This window comes from Xanthomonas sp. LF07-6, from assembly GCF_034105445.1.
GTDB lineage: Bacteria > Pseudomonadota > Gammaproteobacteria > Xanthomonadales > Xanthomonadaceae > Xanthomonas_A > Xanthomonas_A sontii.
In genome coordinates, this window is sequence record NZ_JAXGGI010000003.1 from 132,906 (window position 1) to 157,996 (window position 25,091).

The following is a 25,091-nucleotide window of genomic DNA, read 5'->3' on the forward strand; positions in this document are numbered from 1 at the left end:
CACGCCTTTTTCTGCGTGCAGATAGTCTTATTCCAGCGACCCAGGGCGCGCCATCTTAAAGCGCCACGATCGGTTGGAGGAGGGAGTTTGTGTCATGGCCAAGAACGAGAAAACCAGCCCTAAGGCGGCAGCCGCAGCCAGTAAGGTGCTCAAAAGCGGGGGAACGGGGAAAGACTTTAAACCGCAGCAGGATCGGCTTTGAGTCAAGCGCCCGACAAGGGCAAGAAGAAGTAAGGCGTTGACCGGCCGTCCTGTGGACGGCCGTTTCAACCGTCGAGCACCGTCACGGTGAGGCTCAAAGTGCGGTCTTACCTGTGCCAGAGCGAGCTTGTATACCTGCGCGCGCTTGCCAAGCTCTTTCGTGAGGCTGAGCGGGAATGGCTTGAAAGCGAGACCCCGTTCGCACAAGGTAAAAGTTAGCCAAGAAGGTTGTAGTGCCGCATTGACGATGCGCTTCGCTATTGGGCAAAGTGCGAAGATGAACCCTGATCCCAGAGCTATAGCTGTCGTCGATCATTTTGACGAAGACCAAGAGCCGGTTGTGCTTGAAACGCTTGATCCGGTTTGGTTTGGCTACATCGAACGCTTTTTCAAAAAAAGTGCTCTTGGGACAAAGGAAGACGCGGTGGTCGTGCACAAGCTTCAAGAGTTGGCTTTGCAGAAGCGCTGGCTGATCTGTGGGTGCCAAGGGATGCATTCGGCAAAGTCCCCGGTCTTCTTCCCTAAGCAAGTGCCCAACGGCGCCATTCGGAAGGCGACGCTGGTGCATCTTTACGAGCGCCCGGCACATCATCCGGACTGCAAATTGTCGCGAGACCGGCCTTTGTCATTGGGCGGTATCTCAGGCCTTCCACGCGTTAAGAAGGTCAGGGGGCTTGCGGTTCTAAAAGCGATGGAACGAGAAGGCTCTGATGCTGGGAGCTCTACGCATCAGCCACCGGAGCAAACGAGTCGCGCCCAAGCGATGCCAACGCTAGCGCGCGTGCTGTTTACCATCTTGGAAGGAGCATCGCTGCATCGCATGGCCTTTACGAAGAAAGCCATCGAGGACCAGATGAAAGCGTTGTCCTCCTACCTCGATGGTCGGTTCCTCGACGCCGCCAAAGCGGTGCCAGCAAGGCCTTGGTTCAAACTGTCATGGGGCCATCTCGATGAACTGAAAGCGAAGATCGCTGCCCGGCAGGCAGATTTTGGGAAGGTTCAGCCCCAAGGCTTTGTGATCGATGTCGTCGATGATCACACCAGCGCTGGTGGTGAGCATGTCCTGACCAGGTGCAATCAGACCTATTCTTTCAAAGGGCGATTACTCATTCCCGGAGAGGGCACGGAAGGTCCCTGGCTTGCCATCGCGCTGGTGGCATTGGTCCCAGGACAGCCTTCGCCGCAGATCTATCAGGCCTACTTGCATCCCTTGGCCAAGCTTGGAAGCTATGTGCTGGTTGACTCAGGACTTGAAAGGAAGACGCTTGATTTGCTTGAAAAAATGCTCTGGAAGTTCAACGGAATGAACAAGCCCTTTGAGATCATCAAGCCTTTGATCGACTTGAAGCAAGATGGCCAGGGCGTTCGTCCTGATTTCATCTTGGATGCCCAGGCCAAGCGCTTGATCGTTGAAACGATGGGCTTTAAGAACGAGGAGTATCTTGAACAGAAGGAGCGTATGCACGAGTTGATGCGGAAACTGCCTGGCGTGGTTGATCTGTTTCCTCACGACGGTAGTAACGATCGCGAACTTAAGGCATTCGTCAACCAGCTGGCCTAGACAAGAAAAAAAGTGGCAGGCTTTTCGACCTACACCGATGACTTGCACATCTCTAACAAAATTCGTCATCTCTATTGGTTCAAAAACGTCTCGGTAAAAAGGGGACGAGACCTGCGCAGCTTTTACGTCCTGGAGACATCCACAACGTCAGGGCTTGGCCGGCGCCGATTGCGCGCGATACTGCCTGGGCGACGCATCGAAGTTGCGCTTGAATGCAACCGTGAACGCGCTTTCAGACGAATAACCGACGGAAATGCCGATCGCACCGACCGACAGCGTCGACGTCAGCAGACGATGAGACGCCAGGGCCATGCGCCACCGGGTCAGATAATCCATCGGTGTCTCGCCGGTGACGCGCTCGAAATGGGCGGCGAAGCTGGAGCGCGACATCCGTGCGGCGGCGGCCAATTCTGCGACCGTCCACCGATGGCTGACGTTCGCGTGCATGGCCGTCAGGGCACGATGCAGTGCGGGCACGCCGAGCGCGGCCAGCCATCCCATCTGCTGCTGGCCTGTCTCCAGATGGGCGCGCAAGGCCTCGATCAAGAGCGCCTGCGCAAGGTGTCCAGCGAGCAGATCGCTGCCTGGCCGAGGTTCGCGCAGTTCGACGATGAGGCGCCGTACGCTGGCTTGAAGCGCCGCCTTGTGATCTTGAGACCGGATGTGGACCACCGGCGGTACCGCTGAAAGGATGGCCGCAGCATGTTGGCCGCGCAACGAAAAGAATCCCCCGATGCCTCGACACACCCCGCCGCCATTGAGTTCAGCGACGTGGCCAGGCGGCACCTGTGTCAGGAACGAGATGGCGTCCTGCCACGTTACGGGGGCGCCCGCATACAGCTGCATGGCGGCTCCTCCTTGCACAAGAATCACATCACCCGGTTCCAAGGCGATATGAGAGCGGGCGTCCTGCAGCACGATCCTGCATTCCCCCGAATCGATGGCAAAGCATCGGATGCCGTCGGCTGGTGGGAAACGCAGTCCCCAGTCGCTTCCAGCGTCCAACCCGCGAAATCCATACGAGTCGAGCTGAACGAGGGTGAGGATGTCGGAAAGCGGGTCGGTCATGTCTGGACGATAGCGACAGATGTTTCGACGATCGAACATGGGCTCGGCTGCCCGGCACCGATAGTGTTGCACTTGAAGGACGCGGCGGACATGCCGCGGCTTGAAGTCCGGCCCATGGCCGCATTTGTCACTCCAGGGGGCAGCATGATGCATTCGGCGTATCGGTCGCAGGCAAGCACGACAGCGAAATCCAGACGGTCGGGCTATGCATGGGGCGTGCTCGCTGTATTGAGCGGCACGGTCGCCCTGCTGTCCTATCGCTATCTGTTCGACCGAGGTCCGGTGCCACCTGGGGTCGCAGCCAACCGGCACGTGCATCCCTGGTTGATCGTGCACGCGACCAGCGCCGCGACGGCGCTGCTCTGTGGGCCCCTCCAGTTCGTTCGCCGGCTTCGTCTGCGTCACCCAGGGTGGCATCGGGCGACCGGACGCGTGTATGTCGCGGGTTGCATGGTCGGAGGCCTCTCCGCCGTGTTTCTTGCTGCCGGGATATCCACCGGGCCTGTCGCTGGCGCGGGATTCGGTGCGCTTGGAATCGCGTGGATGGCGACAACGGCCATCGCGCTGCGTAAGGTTCTGACAGGTCGGCTGGCTGAGCATCGGCGCTGGATGATGCGCTCGTTCGCCTTGACCCTGTCTGCGGTAACGCTGCGTCTTTACCTGCCTTTCTCGACGTTTGTCTTGGGCATCGAATTTGTCGTGGCCTATCGGGCGATTGCCTGGTTATGCTGGCTACCGAATCTTCTGGTGGCCGAGTGGCTGATGAAAGCGCACCCATCGGCCCTCGGGCGAGATGACGTTAGCCCCGATTTCAAGCGCTCAGAATAGGCACCCGCGTCGTGGGATCCGCGATAAGCGCCTTGTCTCTCGCTTGGAGCATTTGCAAGGTGGTCTGGAAGTAGGATCCACAGTGCGGACGGTATAATGTTTCTCTTCATTCAGTTGCGGGTTGCACGTCTTCGCAAACCGGTGCTACCGTCCGGCCGAGCTTCCAAAAGGGTCACCCGGTTTGGCGAGCAAAGCGTCTCTAGGACAGTGGCGGACACGGATGCTGGCCGGGATCGGTGGCATTGCCGCGATCGTGGTGGGGTGGGGCATCGGCTTGTTCGAGGCCAAGGAGGTGCCGGTGCCGCCCGCGCTGCAGGCCGGGAAGGACGTTGCCGCAGGCGAATGGTCGCTGCGCCTCGATCACGTAGAGATCAGCGACCGGCTGCCGAATGGCGAGGTGGTGTCGCGCGACGGTCGCAAGGCGATCGTGCTGTATCTGCAGGCCACCAATCGCACCACGCAGACCAGCGGCTCGCTGGTGCAGGCTGTGGCGTTGAAGACGCCGCCGCGCGGGGCCGATGCGCGGCCGACTGCTTATCTCTTGCGCGATCGCGCGGCGACTACCGAATTGCAACCGGGTCTGCCGGAACAGATTGCCCTGGTCTGGACCTATCCGGCGACGGAACAGGTGGCTGGGCGCGTGCGCTTCGACATCACCGCCAGGACCTTCAGGGCCTTCGACAATCTCTACGCGCAGCCGATATGGACCGATCCGCATCCGGTCGGCGTCGTGGAGTTGCCGCTTGGCGCAGCGCGTGCCGGCGCACAGGCGGGTGAACCGTGAAGCGGCTGGCCGCCATCGCGGTCCTGCTGCTCGGCTTCGTGCTGCTTGCCGGGATGCGCTGGACGATGCCGCGCTACGAACGCATCACCGGTCCGATCGCGGTGTCCGGAGCGCCGGGCAGTTGGGTGCAGACCGACAATCTGGCCGTGAATGCCGGCACGCCGCAGCTCGCGCATACGATCCGCTTCAAGGCGGCGGGCGCGCTGCAGCAGCGCGACAGCGGCGGCGTGTGGCTGGTGGTGCCGGTGCGGTCGAAGGTCGCGCGCGCGACCGCGCGCGTGTACGGCCGGGCCTGGGCAACGCCTGATGGCCGCCGCTACCGCGCCAGCGGCCGCGCGGAGATGGGCGATGCGGTGCTGTCGTCGATCAAGACCCTGCAGCCCGGCTTGGAGCGCAAGGACGTGCTGGTGTTCGAACTGCCGACCGCGCTCGCCAGGGCCGGTGGCACGCTGTTGCTGTCGGAGGACCGCGACCCGCAGTTGACGGCCGAGGCGCAGGTGCGCTATCCGCCGCTCTCGCCCGCAGCGGCGGTCACCGATGTGCTCAATCTGGATGCGCTGCATGCACGCCTCTGACCGCGACGTGGCCCCGGCCGTTTCCGAGCGGCGCATGCGCTGGGTCGCACTGGCGGCATTGGTGGTGCTGGTGCCGTGCACGATGGCCGCGACCGGCTGGCGCGACGTGCGTGAACTGCTGCATGCGCGCGAATGGCGGCCGGTGGATGTGGCGATGGCGCAGACCGTGGACTACGACAGTGCCGCCGTTCGCCTCGCCTCGGTCGACGTGCTGCCGTTCGAGGCGGGGCTGCCCGCCGATCGCACCTTCGTGCGCACGCGCCTGGCGCTGGTGCCGGGCGCCGCCGGCGCGCAGTGGAACGATTGCACGCTCAAACTGATCGACAGCACTGGCCGATCCTGGTCCGCGATCGATACCGTGCCGGACCTGCTGCAGCGTGCCTTGGCCAAGCCTGGCGAGTCGCCCGGCGCGGCCTGCGATGGACTGGCCGTGTCCGCGGCCAAGCCGGGCGTGCCGTTGGCGATCGACGGCTACTACCTGGTGCCGCGTGCGGTGGCCGCGCAGCTGCAACTTACCGTGAGCACGCGCGGCGGTCGCCCGCATTACCTGCGTTTCGCAAGAGGAGCAACGCCATGACCGAGATGGCGCTGCGCGGCGGCCCGCTGGGGTTGATCGGCGACACGCTGCGGCTGTGGTTCCGCTATCTGCCGCAACTGCTCGCTGTGGCGCTGGCCGGCGTGTTGCTCAACGAACTGCTGCTGCAGGCTGCGGTGTGGATCGGCTACCAGAATCGGCTCGCCGGTCTGTTGTCGCTGACGCTGGTGGTACTGGTCAAGCTGGTGATCTTCGTGCTGCTGTTCGAGACGCTGCGCCCGGCCCTGCCGGGGATCGCCAGCGCTGCGTTGGCCGAGCAGGCCGACGCGACGACAGCGCAGGACGAGGGCAGGGCGCGCTGGCGTCGCCTGTCGGCGATCGTCTCGCAGGCGCTGGTGCCGTTCTTCGCCTACTACGCCGCCTGGGGCTTCCTCGGCGAGACGATCCGTGCCTACGGGCGCGAGGGCATGGGACAGTTCAATCCGTTCGACCCGACCTACCGCGGGTCGCTGTTCGAGGTGTCCGGCGGCTGGTGGCTGGCGGCGTCGGTGGCGCTGCTGTGGCTGATCCGGCGCGGCGCGAAAAAACAGAAGCAGCGCAGCGCGCATCCGGCGTGGAACGTGCTGATCGTGCTGTGCGAGGCCGGCTGGACCTTCGTCGGCATGTACGTGCTCACCGAATGGAAGGGCGGCGTGTTCCGCTGGCTGGCGCATCTGCGCATCGCCGATCTCGGCCAGCAACTGTGGCAGGGCATCAGCCATCCGATCGGTGTCGCGCATGCCGCGTTGCCGGGCGCGGTGGAGCAGGCGCCGCCGGGCGTGGCGGACACGCTGGTGGTGATCTTCTTCTCGGCCTTGTTGCCGGTGGTCTGGCTGGCGTTGGCCGCGCTGATCTACCGCTACGACGTGCACAACGCCGAATTCAATGCGCCCGGCAAGTGGTCGAGCAAGGTCGACGGCACGCTGGGGCTGTGGCGCAAGCTGCCGACGTGGTTGCGCGACTTCATCGGCCATTTCTGGGCGGGCACCGTTTCGCGCTATCGCGCTGCGGCCAACAGCGTGCAGTTGGCCGGCGCCACCGGGCTGGCGGCCCTGGTCACCTTGATCGTGCTGTATCGCGCCCTGGACTGGGCCTCGGCCTGGGCCTGGATGGGACTGACCCGGTTGATCGGCCCGCACCCGCAGGTGGTGTGGCAGGCGATCGCCAATCAGCTCTCGTTGGTGCTGGGCACGCCCAGCGACCCGGGCGACGGCATCCTGCCGCAGACGCTGAAGATCTGCCTGCTCGCGGCGACCCTCGAGCGCGCCTTCCGTGCCGGTCGGAGTTGGCGGGCGTTGAAGTAGTCCGCGCCGCCCGAGTCGTCCGCATCGGGCGGTGACGCGTCAGCCGGCGGCGGTCGGCACCGATGGACTCAGGGCTGCGACGCCGGCAGGGCGAACTCGTCGAACAGCGCCTGCAGGACCGGCGTCCTGGGCATCCTGTCCAGCGGGATCTCGGCCTGTTCGAACCAGCTCCGGTCAGCCTCGGGATGCGGACCGCTGAGCACGACGGTGCCGCGGCCGAAGCCGTAGCGCGCCGCGGCCACATCGCCATTGGCGTAGGTGGCGAGCGCGCGGAAGCCACCCTGGGTGCTCTTCGGGAAGTAGGGGCCGTCCTGGAAGAACACGCTGTCGGGGCGGCCCTTCCAGCGAACCGCGACGGCCTCCTCATCGATGGTGGTGACGGGGAAGCCGGGTCGGCCGACCTCGCCATCGAGATCGTCGCCGATCAGGCCCATGTTGGTGTCATCGGCAAGATAGGCGCCCATGCACAGGCCCAGATAGCCGCCGCCCTGCGCGACGAAGTCGCGGATGGCGGCGATCCGGCGCTCGCCCATCGCCCGCAATGCGGCCGGAATGTCCTGCCCGCCGCCCGGTTGCACATAGATTGCATAGCCGCGCAGGGTGGCGGGCGTGACGTCTTGCGCCTCCTTCGGGCCGATGATGTCGACCTTGTGCTGCGGACTCAGTGCCTCGATCGCTTCTTTGGCGGTTTCTGAGCAATCGTCGCAGCCGGCTGCGCCGCGATAGACCGCGACACGGATCGTGGGTTGCGCATTCGCCGCGGACACGCAGGCGAACGCGAGGCAGCACAGCGCCGCCAGTCGCAATGGAAGTTTCATGGTCGGCGCTCCTGGCGCAAGTCGGAGATTCAGTGTTTGTGCGAATGCGGCAATGCGACCAGTCGGTAGTCGCCGTCGCCGATCGACGGCCCGATCTTGCAATCGGTGAGGCGAACCGCCTCCTTGCCGGCCACCATGCGCGGCAGGCAACTGCCGCCATGCGTACAGAACGCGCCGCCCGACGGCGTGTCGCGCGCGATGTCCACCGGCAAGGTCTGGCCCTTGTTCCAGGTGTTGTGCATGTCGTCCTTCACCGTGGCAAGCATCATCGCGTGACAGTCCGGCGCCGGCGTGCGTGCGCTCGCCAGGGCGGGTACTGCGGCCAGCGCGATGATCGTGGCCAGAAGGGTGTTGCGCATGGGTGTCTCCTGTTCGTTGTGGGGCGGCACGGCAAGGACGCAAGGAGCGACGCGGCTGTCGCTGGAGGCGTACATTCGGCCGATCGGCCTGCAACCAGGTATGAACAGGCCAGTGCCTCGCTGCGCAGGCAACTGGTCGGAGGGTGGATCGCGCCGCGGCAAGCGCGGACGCGCGCATGAAAAACGCCGCGACGGGTCACCGTCGCGGCGCTTGGAACAGGACTGGGATGCTTCCAAAAGCGACGCTGGGCGTCGGCATCAGGACAGGCGCGCTCAGCCGGCAGCCGGCGCCTTGGTATCGCCGGCCTTGATATCGCCCGGCTGGCACTCGCCCAGGCGCTTGCCGTCCATCTTCATGTGCGTCTTCATCGACATGCCGCCCGGCAGGCCGGTGATCGTGGAATGCGATTCGGAGGCCATCTCGGTGGCGCTGAAGGTGCCGGTGCTGGTGCCGGCAACCTTGATGTCGCCCATCGTGCAATGCATCTTCGCGTCGATCTTTCCGTCCTTCATGCTGAAGGAGTCGTACACGCAGTTCTTCTGCATCGGCGAGGCGCTGCCGAAGAGGCTGGTGGGGTCGTTGATCTGCTCGGCGGTGAGGCAGACCTTGGCGGTGCTCGGCGGCACCTTCGGCATCTGCGGCATGTTGCCGGAGCCGCCGCTGGTCTCGCTGCTCACCTGCTCGATCCGCATTTCCCACTGGCCGGGCTGCAGCTTGGCCGCCTGCACCTTGGCCACGTCGGCGACCGAGGCGTTGGACATCGCGACGTTGTCGCCGTTCTTGTCGCCACCCTTGCCGCAGGCAGCGAGCAGCACACACACAGCAACCGTTGCCGGCATGGTCAGACGCATGAACTTCTCCCTAAGTTATGTGAGGTGCGCGGAGCATAGCCGGGGGCGTAATTAAGATGACGTCGACGCCGGGCGCTGCCGTTGGCGCGTGCCTGGTCACGCAGGAGGCGGCGGAGAGGCTGGATCCGACCGCCGCAGGCACGCGCGTCGGCGGCAGAAGAAGCAGCAAACCCTGCGCAATCGCACGCCGCCACCGCGCCTGCATGCGGTGCGTGGCCGCGCGATCCCCGCGATCACTGCGTATGTTGTCCAGGTGCCTGCCGTGCACGGACCATTCCGTTCGGCTCTGCTAGCGTCTGCGCCGCCGCGCGTGACCCCCACGCCATCCGCTCCAGGTCCGACCTTCGATGCCCAGCCTCGCCGAACGTCCCGTCATCCTCGAACGCAAACGCACGTTGAAGATGGCCCGCTCCGCCCACGCCTATGTCCGCGGCAACACGCTCAAGTTCTACGAATGGCTGGCAGCGTCGCCGGCGGCGCGGCGCGTACCGATGGGACCGGCGATCTGGATCTGCGGCGACTGCCATCTCGGCAACCTGGGCCCGGTCGCCGACGGCGAGGGGCGCGTCGAGATCCAGATCCGCGACCTCGACCAGGGCGTGATCGGCAATCCCGCGCACGATCTGATCCGCCTGGGCCTGTCGCTGGCTACCGCGGCACGCGGCTCGGACCTGCCCGGCGTCACCACGGCACGGATGATGGAGGCGATGATCGACGGCTATGGCGCCGCCATCGAGGATCCGACCCGCGATCACCCCGGTGCCGAACCCGAGACCGTGCGCAGCATCCGCCGCGAGGCCTTCGGCCGGCGCTGGCGGCATCTGGCCAAGGAGCGACTGCAGGCGGTGGAGCCGTGTATCCCGCTTGGCGAGAAGTTCTGGGCGTTGGCGCCGGAAGAGCGCGAGGCGCTGGAGCGGTTGTTCGCCGATCCGAAGGTGGCGCAGATGGTGCTGTCGCTGAAGGGAAAGCCCAAGGATCGCGAGGTGCGCCTGGTCGATGCGGCGTACTGGATGAAGGGCTGCAGTTCGCTCGGCCTGCTGCGCTACGCGGCGATCGTCGGCCTGAAGACCGGCAAGGGCCACTGGTCCTATGCGCTGGTCGATCTGAAGGAGGCGGTCGCACCGATCGCGCCGGCAGCGCCCGATGCGCGGATGCCGGCGGACAACGCCGAACGCGTCACCGCCGCGGCGCGGGCGCTGTCGCCCTATCTGGGCAGCAGAATGTTGCCGGTGCATTTGCTGGGCCGCTCGCTGTTCATTCGCGAACTCTCGCCGCGCGACCTGAAACTGGAAGTCGACCAGTTCAATCACGTCGAGGCGGTGCGCTCGGCGCGCTACCTCGCCTTCGTCGTCGGCAAGGCGCATGCGCGGCAGATGAAGCCCAGGACGCGGGCCGCGTGGCTGCAACAGTTGGACGCCGACCGGCGCAAGGCGATCGACACGCCGTCGTGGCTGTGGGAGAGCGTGGTCGCGCTCGCCGGGCATCACGAAGCCGGTTATCTGGAGCACTGCCGCCGCTATGCGTTGGCCGCCTGACGGCGACTTCTTGAGGCGCGATCCGTTTCAGCCGCGCGTGCGGTCCAGGTCCAGCGCCATGTCCCAGCGGTCCAGCCCCGGGCCGTAGCCGCTTGCGACCACGCGCTCGACCGTGAAGCCGAACCGCGCATAGAACGCCTGGGTGTGCTGGCTGGTGTCCAGTTCGATCCGCGCGACGCCGGCACTGCGGCAGGCGTCGAGCCGGGCTTCGGTCAGTGCGCGGCCCAGGCCCTGGCGGTGCAGGCGGCGGTCGACCATGCCCCAGCCGAAGCTGGCGACGCGGCCGCCGGCACGCAGCGCGTGGCCGCCGCAGGCCACGACCGCGCCGGCGCGGGCGATGACCAGGTAATGCCAGGCGCCGACGTCGTGTTCAAGGAAGCGCTCGAAGGCGGCGTGTTCGCTGCGGTCGAAGAACTGCGGGACGTTGCTGTCGAACAGCGCCAGGCAGGCCGCGCGGTCCTGCAGGACGTAGGGACGGATCGTGTTCACTCGGGCAGTGTGCCGCAGGCGGCCAGGCATGTCGTGGCTGCGCCGGGTGTGGAGGTCGCATCGGCCATTTCCGACGCGAGTGTCGGAAAATTTCGCCGGGCCTGTCCGGGATCCGCAGCGGGGTGGTGTCCGGAAGCGGGAAGGGGGAGGGTCAGATAATTCTGACGTGAGATCAGGATTGTCCTGATAACGCTTTTCCCGCCGCACCAGCATACTGGCCTCGGCCTGACGCAGGGACCGTCGCGCGCCTTACGGGGAGAGCGCTGGCAGGTCACTCGACCCTGCGTGCCGAGCCTTGAGTAAGCTCGGCAGGGTTTTGATGACGACACGATGACGCTTCGCGAAGTGCAGATGAGCACTCCGTGAAGCGTCGTCGTTTGTCTACAAATTCGTATTGCCCTGAATAATTCACGCAGATAGTCTGGATGGTGCGGTATCCGCTGCGTTGGGGTTATACGAGATGGCCATCAGTGTTTTTCTGGTCGATGATCACGCTCTTGTGCGTACGGGCATGAAGCTGATCCTGTCGAATCAAACGGATATCGAGATCGTCGGCGAGGCCGACAGCGGCGAAAATGCGCTCCCGCAGATCCGGCAGCTGAAGCCGGACATCGTCCTGTGCGATCTGCACATGCCCGGCGTCAGTGGGCTGGAAGTCACCGAGCGCATCGTCAAGGGCGACCACGGCACCAAGGTCATCATCGTGTCGGTACTGGAAGACGGTCCGCTGCCCAAGCGCCTGCTGGAAGCCGGCGCGTCCGGCTACGTGGGCAAGGCTGGCGATGCGCAGGAGTTGCTGCGCGCGGTGCGCGACGTGGCGATGGGCAAGCGCTACCTCGGCGCCAACATCGCGCAGAACCTGGCGCTGGCCAATCTGGAAGGCGGCGGTTCGCCGTTCGACGCGCTGTCGCCGCGCGAACTGGAAGTGGCCCTGCTGCTGACCCGCGGCCTGCGCCAGGAAGACATCGCCAAGCGCCTGAGCCTCAGCGCCAAGACCGTCAACACGCACAAGGCGCGGCTGTTCGAAAAGGTCGGCATCCAGGACAACATCGCCCTGGCGCGCCTGGCCACGCAATACGGCTTGCTGGATCCGACGCATCCGCTGTAGTCGGCGGTTCCTGCCGAGCTGACACGAGAGCGGCCTTCGGGCCGCTTTTGCGTTGTGCTTGCGCCAACGTGCGGACCTGCTCGCAGTGGCTCGATTGCGAACCCGCGTCCGCGGCTATCGCCGACGCCCCCGGCACTGGCGCGTGCCGCGGTCGAAATGGCTGGGTTTGGCGAAAGCGGTGGAGTAGGGAGTGGGTGCTCTGCGCCGATACATCACTCGCGACTGCAGCGAGCGCACAACGACGCGGACGTGCATGTGGTGGTGGATCTTCAAGACACTTCGGTAGCCTTCCGCGCAGCACGTACTCCACGCATCGCGTGTTTTCGCAGGAGCGGTTTCAGCCGCGACCGGCGCATCGGGAAAGCTCCGTCGCGGCTGAAGCCGCTCCTGCGAGGTGATCGTGTAGCTCGTCGAGTCACGGCAAAGCGAGTTTCGCCGTGGCTTTGAAGCCACTGCTGCTGCGCCGAACAGGACGCGCGAAAGGCAGTACGCGTGCAGACGATCGTCTTGAGCCGTAGCGATGGATGCGTTTGATGGGCGCCCAAAAGAAAGAAGCGGCCCGAAGGCCGCTTCTTTCACGCTGCAACGGCAGGGGCGGGGATCAGCCGCGATCCTTGTGCTCGTCGCCGTCCGCCTTGTCCGCGCCATGCGGCGCAGGCGCTGCGGACTGCGCCGCGGCAGCAGCACGTTCCTTCCGCGCCGCCTCGTCCACAGTCGCGATCTCCGCTTGCGCCGGCGTCGCCGGAGCAGCGACGGACGTTGCGCTGTCGTCGCGTGCCGGCGTGACCGATGCGGCCTCGGTCGACGCTGCGGCCGCTGCCTGACCACTGTGCGGAACCGCCGCCGGTGCCTCGGCGAAGGCATCGAGCAGGGTGGTCTGTACCGGTGCGTAGGCCGGCTTGGCCGCGGCAGCGTCTTCCGCACGCGGTTCCGCGGGAGCGGTGGACGTGGCGGCCGGCGCTGCGCTCGGCGCGACGGTGGTCGCCGTCGGCGTGGTCACGCCCGCCGGATCCTCGACGGTGGCCGTGGCATCCGCCGCGTCCGGCTCGGCGACCGGCGCCTTGGCGGCGTTGGCAGTCGGTTGCTCGATGGCGGTGGTGACCGCCTGCGGCTGCGGCGCGACGGCCGGCGTTGCGGGTTCGGCCGGTGCCGCGGTGCGCTCGGTGGCGACGGTTTCCTGCGCGACCGGCTTGTCCTCGGCGACTGCGGCCGCCACCGGTGTGGCCGCGACCACGGTGTCGGCGTGGGCCACGGCGGCATCGCTGACGCCCTGGGCTGCAGCGGCCGGCGCGGTCGGCGCAGGCGATGCGGTCACGGCCTCGACGGGGGCGGCCGGCTGCATCGGTGCGGTGGCCGGCGCAGGCACGGGGTCGGCGGTGATCGGCGCGGGGGCCTGGGCAGCGCCGTCGGCCGGTGCCGGTGCACCGACAGCAGCCGGACGCTCGCGACGCGGCTCGCGCTTCTCCTGCGGCTCGCGCTTTTCCTGCGCGGGCGGCTGCGACTTGGCCGGAGCGGCATCGGTGGCGCCGTCGTCGTCGAAGTCGAACTCCGGCTGGCTGCGGCTCGGCGCGGGCGCGCTTTCGCCGTCGCTGTCGCCGGCATCCAGGTCGGCATCGTCCAGGCCGGCGGCATCGCCGGCAGCACCGGCTTCGCCATTGCCACGGCGACGGCGGCGGCCACCGCGACGGCCACGACGGCGGCGGCCGCCGGCATCGCCGGTACCGTCCTCGCCCTCGGCGCCTTCGCCGGCGGGCACGGCCTGCGCGGTTTCGGCGGCGCTTTCGCGTTCATCGATGCTCGCTGCCGCCGCGGTCTGCGCCGGCTGTACCGGTGCGGCGGCTGCCGCGTCGACGGCTGCTGCCGGTTCCTGCGACGCGGCGATCGCGCCACCGGCGACCGCGGCGGCCGCCAAGGTGGTGGCGTCCTGCACCGGGGTCGCCGGTGCGGTGGCGACCGGTGCGGCCTGCTGCTTGGCGACGGCCTCCTCCGCACGCGGCTGACGCGGCGGCTTGTCGCCCTGCGCAGCGGCTTGCGCCGGCTCCTGCTGCGGCTTCGGCTGGCGCGGCGGGTTCTGCGGCTGCTGCTGCTTCGGCGGCTTCGGCGTTTGTGGCTGCTGCTGCGGCTTGGCCTGCTGCGCGGCCTGCTCGTTGCGCGGCGCCTTGGGCTGCTGGTTCTGCTGCCCGGCCGGCGCGGCGGCGCCGTTGCCGGCGCGGCGCTCGTCGCGGCGCGCGTTGCCGCCGCCGTTGTTGCCGTTGCCGCGCGCGGCATTGCCGCCCTGGCCGCCGTTGCGGTTGCCGTCGCGGCGCGCATTGCGGTCGTGACGATCGCCACGGTCGTTGCGGTTGCGATTGCCGTCCTGCGGGCGCTGGCGCTGTGCCGGCTCGGCGGCGGCCGGGGCCGGGGCCGGGCTCTCGCCGGCGCCGAAGATGCGCTTCAGCCAGCCGACCACGCCGGTGGCCGGCGGCGCGACCGGGACCGGCGCAACCACGGGTGCCGGTGCCGGTGCGGCCACCGGTTCTTCGGCCACTTCGCGCACCGGGGCCGGCTGCGAGTGCTTCACATTGGTCACCGCAGGCGCCGGGATGTTCAACTGCGCCTTGGTCAGCGCGTGCACCGGCAGCTTGCGCGGGGTGCCGCGCTGGTAGCTGGGCTTGGTGCTTTCCTCGCCCAGCTCGTTCTCGCGCAGGCGGGTCACTTCGTAGTGCGGGGTGTGCAGCTGCTCGTCGGCGACGATCACGATCGGCGCGTCGTGGCGCTTCTCGATCTCGCTGAGCGCGCGGCGCTTCTCGTTGAGCAGGTAGTTGGCGATCTCCACCGGGGCCTGCACCAGCACCTGCCCGGTGTTCTCCTTCATCGCGTGCTCTTCGGCGACGCGGATGATCGACAGCGACAGCGACTCGACGCTGCGCATGCGGCCGTGGCCGTCGCAGCGCGGGCAGACGATCTGGCTGGATTCGCCCAGCGACGGACGCAGGCGCTGGCGGCTCATCTCCAGCAGGCCGAAGCGCGAGATGCGGCCGATCTGCACCCGCGCGCGGTCGTACTTGAGCGCGTTCTGCAGGCGGTTCTCGACCTCGCGCTGGTGCTTGTTGGAGGCCATGTCGATGAAGTCGATGACCACCAGGCCGCCGAGGTCGCGCAGGCGCAGCTGGCGCGCGACCTCTTCGGCCGCCTCCAGGTTGGTCTGGAACGCGGTGTCCTCGATGTCGCTGCCCTTGGTGGCGCGCGAGGAGTTGACGTCCACCGCGGTCAGCGCCTCGGTCTGGTCGACCACGATCGAGCCGCCGGACGGCAGGCGCACGCTGCGCTCGTAGGCGGCCTCGATCTGCGACTCGATCTGGAAGCGGTTGAACAGCGGGATGTCGTCGGTGTAGTGCTTGAGCTTGCGCAGGCTCTGCGGCATCACCTGCTGCATGAACTCCTGGGCGTCGCCGTACATCTCGGCGGTGTCGACCAGGATCTCGCCGATGTCGGCGCGCAGGTAGTCGCGCAGGGCGCGGATGATCAGCCGCGATTCCTGGTAGATCAGGAACGGCGCCGGCTTGGCCAGGGCGGCCTCGGCGATCGACTTCCACACCTGCAGCAGGTAGTCCAGGTCCCACTGCAGTTCTTCGGCATCGCGGCCGACGCCGGCGGTGCGGATGATCACGCCCATGTCGTCGGGGATGTTCAGCTTGTCCAGCGCTTCCTTCAGCGCGGCGCGGTCCTCGCCCTCGATGCGGCGTGAGACGCCGCCGGCGCTGGGCGAGTTCGGCATCAGCACCATGTAGCGGCCGGCCAGGGAGATGAACGTGGTCAGGGCCGCGCCCTTGTTGCCGCGCTCTTCCTTGTCCACCTGCACCACGACTTCCTGGCCCTCGCGCAGCAGTTCGCGGATCGTCGCCTTGTTGTGGTCGACGCCGGCCTGGAAGTAATCGCGGGAGATTTCCTTCAGCGGCAGGAAGCCGTGGCGCTCGCCGCCGTATTCGACGAAGGCCGCTTCCAGCGAGGGTTCGAGCCGGGTGATGCGGCCCTTGTAGATGTTGGACTTCTTCTGTTCCTTGGACGGCTGCTCGATGTCGATGTCGTACAGGGTCTGGCCGTCCACGATGGCCACACGCAGTTCTTCTGCCTGCGTGGCGTTGATCAGCATTCGCTTCATTGTTGCGTTCCTCGCGCTGCTACCGCGCGGAACGCCATGGGGTTTCGCTTCTGGTCACGCTTCGTCGCCCATCGCGCAGGCGCGGGGTGGGCGTCTTGGGTTTCCAGCGCTACGACACCACGGCGAGCCGCGGGAGCGCTTCTTGCTTTTAGGTGGTTCAGGACCGGCGGCGACTCCAGCCAGGCTGGGCGCCGCACGGGGCATGTTCAGCGCGGACGCTTGCGGCATCCGGCGATGGCCGGGTAGGCCGGTGAGCCGCTAACATGGCCGCCCCGGGGGCGGTGGTCGCGCACTGTGCCGGAATCGTCGTAAGCCGGGCTTCTGGCCCTCAACTAACTTCCAACGAAATCAAACCCTTATCTCGCCCCCCGAGTGTAACAGAATAAACTGCCTGATGACTTCCCCCCCGATCCCTCCAAAGCCGCGCGATGTCGCGACCAGCGCGGTGCGCATTCTCAAGGTCCCGGAAGACAGGGCCGGACAGCGCGTAGACAATTTCCTGCTCGGCCAGCTCAAGGGCGCGCCGCGCAGCCTGATCTACAAGCTGATGCGCAGCGGCCAGGTGCGGGTCAACGGCGGCCGCACCAAGGCCGAGCGCAAGCTCGAGGCCGGCGACGAGGTGCGCATCCCGCCGGTGCGGCTGACCGAGGAGGGCGAGAAGAGCGCGCCGCCGGATGCGTTCATGGCCCGGCTGGAGGCGGCGATCGTCTACGAGGACGCGCGGCTGCTGGCGCTGAACAAGCCATCCGGCGTCGCCAGCCACGGCGGCAGCGGGATCAGTTTCGGCGCCATCGAGACGCTGCGTGCGCTGCGTCCCAATCAGTCGCTGGAGCTGGTGCACCGGCTCGACCGCGACACTTCCGGGCTGCTGATCGTGGCCAAGAAGCGCTCGGCGCTGACCGAATTGCAGGCGCTGATGCGTGAGGACGACCGGGTCCAGGGCCGCGGCATCAGCAAGCGCTACCTGACCCTGCTGGTCGGGCGCATGCCCGACGGCACCATGAGCGTGGACGCGCCGCTGCACATCGGCCTGCGTCAGGGCGGCGAGCGCCACGTGCAGGTGAACGCGGCCGGCAAGCCGTCGCTGAGCCACTTCCGGGTGCTGGAGCGGCGCGGCGGGCATTCCTATTGCGAGGTGCGGATCGAGACCGGCCGCACCCACCAGATCCGCGTGCACGCCCAGCATCTGGGACATCCGGTCGCCGGCGACGACAAGTACGGCGATCCGGCGGTCAACAAGCGCCTGCGCGAACAGATCGGGCTCAAGCGCCTGTTCCTGCATGCCGCCTCGCTGGAGTTCAGCCTGGACGACGGCAAGACGCCTTATCTATTGAATGCCCCGCTGGCCGACGAACTGGCCGAAGCGCTGAACCGCCTCGGCTGAGGCGAGGCTCCTGAACCCGGGAGCGGCATCGTGGCCGCCCCCGGATCGTGCTCAGCTCTCGTGGTGGTCGTGGTCGTGATGTCCGTCGTGATGGGCGGGTGCCTGCCGTTGCTGTGCCGGATGCGACTCGGCCGGCCGCGGCTCGGGCATGCGCGGTGGCGGGGAGAAGCGGGCCACGCGCTGCTCCTGGCGTTGTTCCTGACGCTGCTCCTGGCGCGGTTCCGGCATCGGCGCACGCATCGCCTCGCGCGGCATCTGCGGCGCGCGCGCCTCGCGCTCGGGCGCCGGCGCATGCCAGGCCTGCGCGCGCGGGGCTTCGCTCGGCAGTGCCTGGCGCGGCGGCTCCGTGCGTGCCATCTCGCGGGCGAAACCGGACGGCTGCATGCCCGGGTCGCCGCGCCGCGGCGGTTCGGCAAAGCGCGCTTCCGGCATGCCGCGATTGGCGATGGCCTCGCGCGGCGCCTGGCTGGGCGTCAGCGCCTGCGGTACCGGGCGGCCATGGAACTGCGGGACCGGCATCGCCGGAGCCGCGCGCGGCGCGTTCGGCTGGGCCATCGCCACGGTGCGTTGCGGAGCCGCGGCATGCTGGGCGAAACCGGGCAGCAGGCGCTGGTCACGTGCGGCGGCCATGGCCGCTGGCGTGCCCGGAGCCGGCAGGCGCTGCACCGGCGGTGGCATCGCTGCCACCGGGCGGCCGGCCTGCAGCATCTGGCTGGTGAAATGCGGCATGGTCTGCGGCATCGCCGGCGGCTGCGCGCGCGCCGGCCCGAATGCGGCTGCCGGCGCACGCGACGCCATTGCCGCGGCGGCCATCGCCGCTCCCGGCGCACGCGCGGCAGCGAAGGCCTGCTGCCCGCCCGGACCGCCCATCGGCGCGACCGGCGGCGGCGCACCGCGGTAGTCGTTGTGCACGTAGCTGCGGTTGTCGTAGTGGTTGTTGATGATGGTTGTGCGCGGCGCGTACACGCTGTTGCGGTAGACCACGTAGTTCGGCGCCGACGGCGGCGCGTTCCAGTTCACCCCCCAGTTGTTCCAGCCCCAGCTGTGCCACGGCGGCGCCGGTTCCAGCCAGCCGAACACGCTGTGGTGGTGGTGTTCGAGCGCGTCGCCGACCAGCACGCCGACGCCGAAGGAGATGATGCCGGCGGTGACCAAGTCGCCGGTGTCGTAGTAGGGGCGCGGCGGGCGATAGCGGTACTCGCGGTAGACGTTGACCGGTGCGCCGTAGACCACGTCGGGGTCGTAACGCGGCACGTAGACCACGTCCGGCTGCGCCGGTTCGATGACGATGGTGCGGGTCGGCGGCGGCACCGCGTCGGCGTAGGCCGGGGCCGGTTCCACCACGGTGCGCTGCACCACCTGCACGCGTTGCTGCGGGGTGCTGCGCAGGTGGCCCTGCGCCTGAGCGCGCTGGCGCATCACCTGCACCGCGTCCAGCACCTGGTTGGGATCGTGGGCATAGGCGTCGCCCAGCGCGCGGGTCCAGTCGCCGTTGCCGGCCAACTGGTCGACCACGTCGGGGAAGGCGGTCAGCGCCTTGACGCTGGGGTCCCAGGGTTGCGCCGCGGCCGCCTGCAGGCGGTCGGTGGCGGACAGGGTACGGTTGTTGCGCAGCCAATCCTGCGCGGACACCACCTGGTCCGGGTACACCGAGGCGGCCAGGGTCTGCGCCAGCAGCTTGTCCGGGAACAGCGCGATCGGCGCGACCAGTTGATAGAGCTGGTCGGCGGTCGGGGCCACATAGGGGGCAGGTGCGGGTGCCGCGGCCGGGGCGGGCGCATCGGCCTGGGCCGCAGGAGTGGGCGTGTCCTGCCGCTGGCAGGCGCCCAGCGCCACCACGCTCAGTGCGGTGAACAGGGCCAGCCTGGCCGGGGGCAGGGGACGGAGATCCATGCGACACCTCATCGAGCGGGGCGAAGGTGGCCGCAGCATGCGCCGCCTTGGGTGTCTGCGACCTTTCTGCGCAGCGCGCTCGCGCAGGCCAGCGAGCGCGCGTTCAGCCGGCGTCGGCCGCTGCCATCAAGCCGGTGCGGACAGGCGGAACAGCACCAGGCTGAGCGCCAGCGTGGCCATGCCTGCGACCAGGCCGTATACCGTCTCGTGCCCCTGCGCGTAGCGCTTGGCGGCCGGCAGCAATTCGTCCAGGGCCAGGAACACCATCACCCCGGCGATCAGCCCGAACACCGCGCCGAACACCGCCTCGGACAAAAAGCGCGCCAGCGCGACGTAGCCGATCAGCGCGCCGATCGGCTCGGCCAGGCCGGACAGCAGGCTGGCGGCGAAGGCATAGGACTTGCGCCCGGTGGCGTAATGCACCGGCACCGCGATGGCGATGCCCTCGGGGATGTTGTGCACGGCGATGGCGAAGGCCAGCGGCATGCCCACCGCCGGACTCTCCAGCGTCGCGAAGAAGGTGGCCAGACCCTCCGGAAAGTTGTGCGCGGTGATCGCCACCGCGGTGAGCAGGCCGACGCGCTTGACGTAGGCGCGGTTGTCGTCGCGGAACAGCGGATCGCGGCTGTTGAGGCTTTCGTGCGGATTGGGCACCAGCCGGTCGATGGCCACGATCAGCACCATGCCGGCCAGGAACGCCAGGGTGGCATAGGCCTGGCCCAGGCGCGGATCGAAGGCATCGCTGAAGGCGGCGATCGACTTGCCGAGGATTTCGGTCAGCGATACGTACACCATCGCGCCGGCGGAGAACGCCAGGCCGAAGGCGAGCAGGCGCGGATTGGGCCCCTTGCTGAACAACACCAGCACGCTGCCCAGGCCGGTGGCCAGGCCGGCGCCGAGGGTCACGGCGAGCGCGACCAGGACATTGTGCAGCGGGATGTCCAGCATGCGCCGGCGGCTCCGAGGAAGAGGCGTCGATCAAACCCGGCGCGGTGCCGGTGTCGCGTGAAGGCGCGCGGTGCGCGCCTGTGGCTCAGCCGGCCTTGTGCGCCTGCGCGTCCAGCGCGAAGCACCGGTCCGGGCGCGGCTGCGGCGGATTGAAGTTGACCGGTACCTGGATGGTCCACGGCACCGCCTGGCCGTTGCGGGTAGCGGGATTGAAGGTCCAGCCGCGCACCGCTTCCTGCGCCGAGGCGTCGAGCTTGGCCTGGCCGCTGCCGGTGACCACGTCGACTTCGGTGGGCTTGCCCTGCACGCCGACCACCACCTTCAGCACCACGGTGCCGCCGATGCCGGCGCAGGCCACGTCGATCGGGTAGTCAGGCGGCGGTGTCTTCACCGCGGCGACCTCGGTCGGCGGCTGGGTCACGGTGTGTTGCTGGGATTGCTGGGATTGACCGCAGGCGCTGAGCAGCACGGCGCTCAGGCAGGCCAGGGGGAGCAGATGGCGGGCGGTGGCGGTCATCGTGATCATTCCGGAAGGGCGGACGCCTTGGCGGCGCAGATGAAGTCGTTCTCGCTGAGGCCACCGACGTCGTGGGTGGAATAGCGCACCACCACGCGGTCGTAGTGCACGCCCAGGTCGGGGTGGTGGTCTTCGCGGTGCGCGATCCAGGCCAGTGCGTTGACGAAGGCCAGGGTGTGGTAATAGTTGGGGAAGCGGAAGGTGCGGCTGATCGCGTTGCCGTTCTCGACCACTTCCCAGCCGGGCACCTGCGGCAGCAGTTCGGCCAGGCGCGCCTGGGTCAGTCTGTATTCGCTGCCCTTGCAGGGCGAGCAATGGGCCTGGGCGAGCGGGATCAGGTCGTTCATGGAAGGTCTCTGCGGTGGAACGGACAGGGCCGGTCAAGATACTGCCCGCGATGAGCGCAGGGCGTGGAAGGGTCTAGAATACCCGCATGATCCAGATCTCAGACAACGCACAGGCCCATTTCCGCAAGTTGCTCGAACGCGAGGCCGTGCCCGGCATGGGCGTGCGCCTGAGCGCGGTCGATGCCGGCACCCCGCGCGCCGATGCGCGGCTGGAGTTCGCCGAGCCGGCGGACCTGGCCGGCGACGAATGGGCGATCGACTGCGCCGGCTTCACTCTGTATGTGGCGGCCGACAGCGTCGGCTGGCTCGACGGCGCCGAAATCGACTACGTCACCCAGGGCACCGGCCAGCAGCTCACCATCAAGGCGCCGAAGATCAAGGGCGAAGCGCCGGGCGAGGCGGCCTCGCTGGTGGAGCGGGTGCGCTGGGTGGTGGAAAACGAGGTCAATCCGCAGTTGGCCCAGCACGGCGGCCGCGTGGCGGTGCAGGAAGTCTCCGCCGACGGCGTGGTGCTGCTGCGCTTCGGCGGCGGCTGCCACGGCTGCGGCATGGCCGACGTGACCTTGAAGCAGGGCATCGAGAAGACGCTGATGGGCCGCGTGCCGGGGGTGACCGCGGTGCGCGACGCCACCGACCACGACAGCGGCAGCGCTCCCTACATCCCGCGCGATTCGGCCGCCTGACGTTTCGCTGCCGGTGACGCGCGCCGCCGACATCCTCGATGTGTTGTTGGCGCGCACGCCGCGCAAGCTGCTGCGCGATCGCCGCACCGGCCTGCCGTATGCATGGGCGCACTGGATCGCGGCGCAGCCTGCGCTGCCGCGGCCGTTCGCGGCCCCCGAACTGATCGCGGTGATGCCGCCGGCGCAGCCGCCTGCGACCCTGCGCCTGCCGGCCTTGCCGCTGTGGCAGGCGTTCCGCCGGCTGTGGTGGCAGCACTGGGATCCGGCGCCGTACGACCAGCGCTGGTGGCGGCGCATCGCCGTGCTGCTCAGCCTGCTGCTGCATCTGCTGTTCGCCATCTTCCTGCTGTGGGTGGCGTTCGTGCGCTGGCTACCGCCGCTGACCGATGCGGGCCAGGCCGGACGCGTGCAGGTGGAATTCGTCGGCCGCGGCACGCCCGCCGAGAGCGGCGGTGGGGCGCCGGCCGAGGCGGCCGCATCCACGGAGGCGACGTCGCCGACCCCGCCGCGTGCGCAGCGCGCCGTGTCGCGTGCGCGCCCAACGCCGCCGGCCGCTGCAGCGCCCGCGCCTGCACCGGCCGCGGAGCCAGCGCCGGCTCCGCCGGTGCCCGCGCCGACCACGGCCAGTGCGCCGCCACCGCCGCCGGTTGAGCAGCCGCTGCAGGTGACCGAAACGCCCACGCCCACCCGTGACTTCGTACTGCCGCCGCCGCCGAGCGTGCGTGTCCCGGTGCCGACACCGCGCCCGGTGGTGCCGCCCGACGTGCAGGTGCCGGTGCGGGAGGTCGAGGTGGTCACCGACGTGCCGACCGTGGCGCAACTGCGGTCGCGCGACATCGCGGTGCCGCGCCCAGTCGCACCGCAGGTACAGGTGCGCGAACGGGAAGTGCCGGCACCGCTGCCGCAGGTGCAGGTTCCCGCACCACAGCTGCGCACGCCGACGCCCACGCCGGTGTTGCGCAGTGCGGACGTGCCGCAGGTGCGGCAGATCGAAGTGCCGACGCCGAGCACCGCCACCGCGAGCGCACCCACGCCGGCACCGGCGGCTGCCCCGGCCGCAAGCCCGGACACGACGCCGGCGAGCGCGCAGACCCCGCAGCCGGCGCCGGCCGGCGCTGCGGCCAGTGCGACTGCCAAGCCGACTGCGCCCGCGGCCGGCACCGCGCCGCCCGGCAGCCAGGCCGCGAGCCCGGGCAGCGGTCCGGCGCCGGTCGCACGTGACGGTGGCTGGGCCACGCCGCAGCGCGGCGACGACTGGGGCGCGGCCGCACGCAACCGCCCCGGCGATGCCGGTGCCGGCGCCAGCAAGGGCGGCGGCCTGTTCAATGCCGACGGCAGCGTGCGCCTGGCCGATGGCCGCGGCAACGACCAGGCACCGGCGCGCAGCGCGCCTGGCTCGGAGACCGACACCTGGACGCGCGAGCGCATCGAAAAGGCCGGGGAATGGCTCAAGCGGCCGCCGTACGACTACACGCCGACCTCGTTCGACAAATACTGGCTGCCGAACGCGACGCTGCTGGAAGAGTGGGTGCGGCGCGGCATCAAGTCGGTGAAGATCCCGATTCCGGGCACCACCAGCAGCATTTCCTGTGTGGTCTCGATCCTGCAGGTGGGCGGCGGCTGCAGCATCACCGACCCCAATCTCAACGAGCAGCCGGCTGGCGCGCGGCCGCCGCCGAACGTGCCGTTCAAGCGCGAGCTGCAGGAAGACAACGGCAGTCGCTGAGTGGCGGGGTACCCGCCCGCTCACACATGCGGGCGCCGCACATCACCAGCTGCGGCACACGCGGACCGGGCGCGGTTTGGTCCGAGTGGACGACTTCAGCTGGCACGGCGTTGCCTGCGAGGGCTCATCGCGGATGAAGCCGCTCTTACGTGTGTGCCTCACGTCGTTGGATAGGGTCGAAGCGCCACCGGATCGCGCACCACGCGAAAGTGGCGGCGAGCTGGTCACGCGTCGATGGCGGCGCATCCGGAGCACGCGCTGTGCGCGGTCCCGTCGCCGCTGCTCGGCGCAGCCTGGTGCAGGCGACCGCGCGCGTCATGTGGCGTGCGAGGTCCCTGCGCGCCGTGCGCTCAATTCACGCCGTGCAAATCGCGCAACTGGCTGCTGCGCGAGCCGAAGTAGGCCGCCAGGTCGGCGATGTCCTGGTCGCTCAGCTGCGCTGCCTGCGGGCTCATCAGCGGATGCGTGCGGGTGCCGCCGCGGTAGGCCTGCAGCGCGTGTGCCAGGTAATCGCCGTACTGGCCGCCGAGCTTGGGATAGGTCGGGTCGATCGGCGCGTTGCCGTCGGCGCCGTGGCAGTCGATGCAGCTCTGCCCGGTGGCCTTGCCCTTGGCGTGAGCGAGCTTGTCGCCGGCGTCGATGCGCCCGCCGGGCAGGCCGGCGGAGGAGCCGGAACCGTGCTCGCCGCTGGCGTGGCCGGGGTCGCCGGCGGATTTGCTGGTGGATTCCACCTGCGATTGCGAACAGGCCCCCAGGCACAGGGCGGCAAGCAGGACGAGGGCGGGACGCAAGGCGTGCGCGGCGTTCGGCATGGGAGGCCTACTTGAGGGTGGACAGGAAAGCGGCGATGTCGGCGATCTCCTGGTCGGAGAAGCTTTCCGCCTGGGCCTGCATGGTCGGATGCTTGCGCTTGCCGAGCCGGTATTCGGTCAGCGCCTGGGTCAGGTACTGCGCCGACTGCCCGCCGATCTTGGGGATGCGGTAGCTGGGATAGGCGTTCTTGTAGCCGGTGACGCCGTGGCAGCCCTGGCAGGTGTAGGTGAGCACCCGGCCGTTGGCCGCGTTGCCCTGAACAGGCGCGGGTGCCGCGGCTGCGGCAGCGGGAGCGGCGGGCGCCGGCGCGGTCTGCGCCATGGCCGGGGCGGCCCCAACAGAAACGAGTACGGCCAGAGCAAAACAAGCGGCTAGCGGCTGCGTGCGCATGGTTTCGTGGTCCGGAGGACGGATTGGGGTTCCGGCGTGGGGGAACACGGAACGGCCCGAGTATAGCCTCACCTTTCGCGGCTTCGAAACTGGCGGTGGTGGGCGACCCGTGACCTTTGGGGCATTCGGCACGACGTCGATTGGTGATCTACTTATCTACAACACCATTCACGCCATCCACCAAGGACACGAC

The 25,091-nt window shown here is 68.4% G+C and carries 23 protein-coding genes; 11 read left to right on the forward strand and 12 right to left on the reverse strand.

The features are described from left to right. Positions 1-478: 478 nt before the first annotated feature. Positions 479-1,762 carry a hypothetical protein gene (locus SLW56_RS07980; protein ID WP_267085701.1) on the forward strand — a complete coding sequence of 428 codons (1,284 nt, stop codon included), beginning with the start codon at positions 479-481 and terminating at the stop codon, positions 1,760-1,762. A 147-nt stretch (positions 1,763-1,909) separates the two neighbouring features. On the opposite strand, the gene SLW56_RS07985 is transcribed toward SLW56_RS07980, so the two are convergent. Next, positions 1,910-2,869, reverse strand: coding sequence for an AraC family transcriptional regulator (locus SLW56_RS07985; protein ID WP_320694623.1), 960 nt, complete (start codon positions 2,867-2,869; stop codon positions 1,910-1,912). Between the two features lie 75 nt (positions 2,870-2,944). On the opposite strand from SLW56_RS07985, the gene SLW56_RS07990 reads away from it, so the two are divergent. The 5 genes from SLW56_RS07990 (at position 2,945) to SLW56_RS08010 (ending at position 6,895) form a co-directional block, all read left to right on the forward strand. Further along, positions 2,945-3,658: a DUF2306 domain-containing protein gene (locus SLW56_RS07990; protein ID WP_198527637.1), complete on the forward strand. Its 714-nt coding sequence runs from the start codon at positions 2,945-2,947 to the stop codon at positions 3,656-3,658. A 220-nt stretch (positions 3,659-3,878) separates the two neighbouring features. Further along, complete coding sequence (locus SLW56_RS07995; RefSeq protein ID WP_267085698.1) at positions 3,879-4,442, forward strand: hypothetical protein; 564 nt, start codon at positions 3,879-3,881, stop codon at positions 4,440-4,442. Further along, positions 4,439-5,017, forward strand: a complete 579-nt coding sequence (locus SLW56_RS08000; RefSeq protein WP_267085697.1) for a hypothetical protein — start codon at positions 4,439-4,441, stop codon at positions 5,015-5,017. Before SLW56_RS07995 ends, SLW56_RS08000 begins: the two co-directional genes overlap by 4 nt. Beyond that, complete coding sequence (locus tag SLW56_RS08005; RefSeq protein ID WP_267085696.1) at positions 5,004-5,594, forward strand: hypothetical protein; 591 nt, start codon at positions 5,004-5,006, stop codon at positions 5,592-5,594. The genes SLW56_RS08000 and SLW56_RS08005 overlap by 14 nt, the downstream gene beginning before the upstream one ends. Further along, on the forward strand, positions 5,591-6,895 hold the full coding sequence (locus SLW56_RS08010) for a hypothetical protein (protein ID WP_267085695.1): 1,305 nt from the start codon (positions 5,591-5,593) through the stop codon (positions 6,893-6,895). The genes SLW56_RS08005 and SLW56_RS08010 overlap by 4 nt, the downstream gene beginning before the upstream one ends. A gap of 68 nt (positions 6,896-6,963) precedes the next feature. Here the strand turns inward: SLW56_RS08010 and SLW56_RS08015 are convergent, their stop codons facing one another. From SLW56_RS08015 to SLW56_RS08025, 3 genes are all read right to left on the reverse strand, one after another. Continuing rightward, complete coding sequence (locus SLW56_RS08015; protein ID WP_267085694.1) at positions 6,964-7,713, reverse strand: BPL-N domain-containing protein; 750 nt, start codon at positions 7,711-7,713, stop codon at positions 6,964-6,966. A 29-nt stretch (positions 7,714-7,742) separates the two neighbouring features. Further along, positions 7,743-8,147 (reverse strand): hypothetical protein, encoded by a 405-nt coding sequence (locus SLW56_RS08020; protein WP_320694624.1) that lies wholly within the window; start codon positions 8,145-8,147, stop codon positions 7,743-7,745. 198 nt (positions 8,148-8,345) lie between these two features. Next, a complete protein-coding gene (locus SLW56_RS08025) occupies positions 8,346-8,924 on the reverse strand; it encodes a DUF3617 domain-containing protein (protein ID WP_267085692.1) in 579 nt (192 codons plus the stop codon). A 347-nt stretch (positions 8,925-9,271) separates the two neighbouring features. Here SLW56_RS08025 and SLW56_RS08030 point away from each other — a divergent pair, with 347 nt between their 5' ends. After that, entirely contained in the window at positions 9,272-10,459 is a 1,188-nt protein-coding gene (locus SLW56_RS08030) for a DUF2252 domain-containing protein (protein ID WP_267085691.1), read from the forward strand. Positions 10,460-10,486: 27 nt separating this feature from the next. On the opposite strand, the gene SLW56_RS08035 is transcribed toward SLW56_RS08030, so the two are convergent. Beyond that, positions 10,487-10,948, reverse strand: a complete 462-nt coding sequence (locus SLW56_RS08035) for a GNAT family N-acetyltransferase (RefSeq protein ID WP_267085690.1) — start codon at positions 10,946-10,948, stop codon at positions 10,487-10,489. Positions 10,949-11,408: 460 nt separating this feature from the next. Between SLW56_RS08035 and SLW56_RS08040 the strand changes: the two genes are divergently transcribed. After that, on the forward strand, positions 11,409-12,056 hold the full coding sequence (locus SLW56_RS08040) for a response regulator (RefSeq protein WP_320694625.1): 648 nt from the start codon (positions 11,409-11,411) through the stop codon (positions 12,054-12,056). A 601-nt stretch (positions 12,057-12,657) separates the two neighbouring features. Here SLW56_RS08040 and SLW56_RS08045 read toward each other — a convergent pair. Then, positions 12,658-16,197: an Rne/Rng family ribonuclease gene (locus SLW56_RS08045; protein ID WP_267085689.1), complete on the reverse strand. Its 3,540-nt coding sequence runs from the start codon at positions 16,195-16,197 to the stop codon at positions 12,658-12,660. Between the two features lie 394 nt (positions 16,198-16,591). Between SLW56_RS08045 and SLW56_RS08050 the strand changes: the two genes are divergently transcribed. Next, a complete protein-coding gene (locus SLW56_RS08050) occupies positions 16,592-17,581 on the forward strand; it encodes an RluA family pseudouridine synthase (protein WP_043090516.1) in 990 nt (329 codons plus the stop codon). Between the two features lie 51 nt (positions 17,582-17,632). Here SLW56_RS08050 and SLW56_RS08055 read toward each other — a convergent pair whose 3' ends face one another. The 4 genes from SLW56_RS08055 to SLW56_RS08070 form a co-directional block, all read right to left on the reverse strand. Then, a complete protein-coding gene (locus SLW56_RS08055) occupies positions 17,633-19,474 on the reverse strand; it encodes a DUF3300 domain-containing protein (protein ID WP_320694626.1) in 1,842 nt (613 codons plus the stop codon). A gap of 126 nt (positions 19,475-19,600) precedes the next feature. Further along, positions 19,601-20,422, reverse strand: a complete 822-nt coding sequence (zupT, locus tag SLW56_RS08060) for a zinc transporter ZupT (RefSeq protein WP_267100382.1) — start codon at positions 20,420-20,422, stop codon at positions 19,601-19,603. Between the two features lie 85 nt (positions 20,423-20,507). Next, a complete protein-coding gene (locus SLW56_RS08065; protein ID WP_152236258.1) occupies positions 20,508-20,939 on the reverse strand; it encodes an energy transducer TonB in 432 nt (143 codons plus the stop codon). A 5-nt stretch (positions 20,940-20,944) separates the two neighbouring features. Continuing rightward, entirely contained in the window at positions 20,945-21,286 is a 342-nt protein-coding gene (locus SLW56_RS08070; RefSeq protein WP_267085686.1) for a 4a-hydroxytetrahydrobiopterin dehydratase, read from the reverse strand. Between the two features lie 86 nt (positions 21,287-21,372). Between SLW56_RS08070 and SLW56_RS08075 the strand changes: the two genes are divergently transcribed. Next, a complete protein-coding gene (locus SLW56_RS08075) occupies positions 21,373-21,969 on the forward strand; it encodes an NfuA family Fe-S biogenesis protein (protein WP_010343876.1) in 597 nt (198 codons plus the stop codon). Between the two features lie 13 nt (positions 21,970-21,982). Next, positions 21,983-23,695, forward strand: a complete 1,713-nt coding sequence (locus tag SLW56_RS08080) for a transmembrane repetitive protein (protein ID WP_320694627.1) — start codon at positions 21,983-21,985, stop codon at positions 23,693-23,695. A 350-nt stretch (positions 23,696-24,045) separates the two neighbouring features. Here SLW56_RS08080 and SLW56_RS08085 read toward each other — a convergent pair whose 3' ends face one another. Then, complete coding sequence (locus tag SLW56_RS08085) at positions 24,046-24,507, reverse strand: cytochrome c (RefSeq protein ID WP_017911097.1); 462 nt, start codon at positions 24,505-24,507, stop codon at positions 24,046-24,048. Positions 24,508-24,514: 7 nt separating this feature from the next. Continuing rightward, entirely contained in the window at positions 24,515-24,898 is a 384-nt protein-coding gene (locus SLW56_RS08090) for a cytochrome c (protein ID WP_026143839.1), read from the reverse strand. Positions 24,899-25,091 lie beyond the last annotated feature (193 nt).